Origin of the sequence: Elioraea sp. Yellowstone, assembly GCF_006704265.1 — a bacterium.
Lineage (GTDB): Bacteria > Pseudomonadota > Alphaproteobacteria > Acetobacterales > Acetobacteraceae > Elioraea.
Genome location: NZ_VIKA01000257.1, coordinates 1 through 2,338 on the forward strand (window position 1 = coordinate 1; position 2,338 = coordinate 2,338).

Genomic DNA, 2,338 nt, shown 5'->3' on the forward strand with positions numbered 1-2,338 from the left:
CGCCGCGTCCGGCAGGCCCGGCCCGTCGTCGCGCACGGTGAGCGCGAAGGCGCCCGCCGCGACCCGCGCCTCCAGACGCACCGTCCCGCCCGGCGGGCTCGCCGCGCACGCGTTCAACAGCAGGTTGAGCGCGATCTGACGGACCATCGTGCGGTCGAGTGCGACACCGCTCGCCAGCTCGTTCCGCCACATGAGGCTCAAGCCGCGCCGCTCGATCTCGTGGCGGACCAGGTGGCGCAGATCGTCGAGATCCGTGCGCGTGAGCGGACCGTCGCCGATCCGCCCCTTGGAGGTCACGAGGCCGGCGCGCACGACATCGCGGATGTCGGCGAGGCCGCGGCGCAGGAAGCCGATCGACCGCGCCCGCACGGCCGGGTCCGCGCCATGGCGCGCGAGGGTGTCGACCGCGGTGAAGAGACCGCCGAGCGGGTTGTTCACCTCGTGCGCCATCGCCGAGGCAAGCTTGCCGAGCAGCGCATACTTCTCCTCGGCGGCGAGCCGCGCCGCCATCGCCTCGCGCTCGGCCACCGCCTGCGCGGTCCGGTTGAAGGCGCGGAACAGGGCTGCGAACTCCGCCGGCTGCCGCGCGATCAAGGCCTCGTCCAGCGGCCGGATCGGCCCCTCGGCGCCGGCGGCGACGTGGGCGCGCAGGATCGCGACCGGGCCGAGCATGCGCCGCACCAGCATCACGCCGAGGCCGGCGAGCAGGAACGTCAGGCCGGCATTCACGGCGACCAGCGTCCAGCGCACCGCGCGCCGCTCGGCGATCAGGGCGCCGATGTCGAGCTCGACCAGGATGCGGCCCACGGGTACCGCCCCCTCGCGCAGCTCGCGGGCGAGGAACGCAAGCGCGGCCGCCTCGTCGATCGCAAGCCGCCCATCCGGGCCGTACCGGTCCAGCAGCGCCTCGGGCAGCAGCGAGCCGACCGGAAACAGGCGCGGATCGGAGGCCGCGAGCACGTGCCCGGACGGTTCGGTCACCACCGCGAAGACGATCGCCAGCCCCTGGTAGCGGGCGCGGGCGCGGTCGAGCGCGTCGTAGGCCTCCCACACGTCGCGACGGATCGCCGCCGGCAGCACGGCGGTCGAGACGCCGTCGAGATAGGCGGCGGCGAGATCGGCGACATGCCGCTCCTGGTCGCGCGCCAGCCGGTGCAGCACGACCTGGCCGATCACCAGCGAGACCGCGACCATCAGCCCGGCGACCACCAGCGGCACGCGCACCGCGAGCGGCAGGGACCGGAGCAGGGCGAGCCTCATGATTGCGCCCGCACCGCCGCGCTCATGCGCGCGATCGAGTCGAACAGCCCAGCCTCGGCCGGGACGAAGCCGTCGAGCTGCAGGGTCGCGAGCACGGTCCGCCCGATCGGATGGTCCGGCATCGCGGCGAGCGCCGCGGCGAGCGCACGCACGGCCGGCGCGTGGCGCTGCGTCGCCAGACAGGCGATCGGCGGGAAGCCGTGCCAGTCGCTGCGCGCGATCACGCGCGTGCCGGCGACGATCGTCGGCTCGCGCTCGGCCATCACCTCCCAGACATAGCCGTCCACCGACCCGCCCTCGGCGAGGCCGGCCTGCACGGCGCGGATCACGTTGCGGTGCCCAAACGTGAAGAAGCTGCGGGCGAAGAAGGTCTCCGGCCGCTCTCCGGCCGCGGTCAGCAGGTAGCGCGTGACCAGGAACCCGGAATTGCTGTCCGGATCGGAGAAGGCATGGGTCGTGCCGCGCAGATCTTCGAGGCGGTGGGCGGCGTGATCGGCACCGACAATCAGGTAGGACTGATAAAGCGGCCGGCCGCGATGCAACGGCACCGCGACCACCGCAAGCCGCCCCGCATGCTGAACGAACGGATAGCCGCAGATCCAGGCGGCATCCAGCTGGCCGGCGAGCAGCAGCGCCGTGATCTCCTGGTAGGTGCGGCGCTTGACCAGGCGCACCGCAAGGCCGGTCGCTTGCGTGAGATAGGCATCGAGGTCGCGCAGCAGGGCGAGATCGGAGTCGAGGAAGACCGGGGTGAGCCCGACCGTCAGGGTGCCGGCCGCGCGCGCCGGCCGGGCCATCAGGGCAAGCGTGCCCGCCAGGGCAGCGCGGCGCGTGGCGCGATGCGGCGTCATGGACGTGCTTCTCTCCCCGCCGGCGCAAGGATGCGACGGGGTCTGCCGGCGAACAAGCGGGACCGGCGTCAGTCGGCGCCGATCGCCAGCCCGTGGCCGCGCGGATCGGCGGCCCAGGAGCAGCTTCCCGGCACGCCCGGCAGGTAGCGGGCACAGGAGACCAGGGTCACCCGGCCGGTGCGCTCGGCCGCACCCGGGCGCGGTGCCGCCACCGCCTCGGCCGCCGC

General features: G+C 74.1%; 2 protein-coding genes. Both read right to left on the bottom strand.

Features of this window, described 5'->3' with window-relative positions:
- A partial coding sequence (locus FK498_RS18435; protein ID WP_141857132.1) for a HAMP domain-containing sensor histidine kinase occupies nucleotides 1–1,260 on the bottom strand: 1,260 nt, incomplete at its 3' end.
- On the bottom strand, nucleotides 1,257–2,111 hold the full coding sequence (locus tag FK498_RS18440; RefSeq protein ID WP_141857134.1) for a PhnD/SsuA/transferrin family substrate-binding protein: 855 nt from the start codon (nucleotides 2,109–2,111) through the stop codon (nucleotides 1,257–1,259). The genes FK498_RS18440 and FK498_RS18435, both read right to left, overlap by 4 nt.
- Nucleotides 2,112–2,338: the final 227 nt, after the last annotated feature.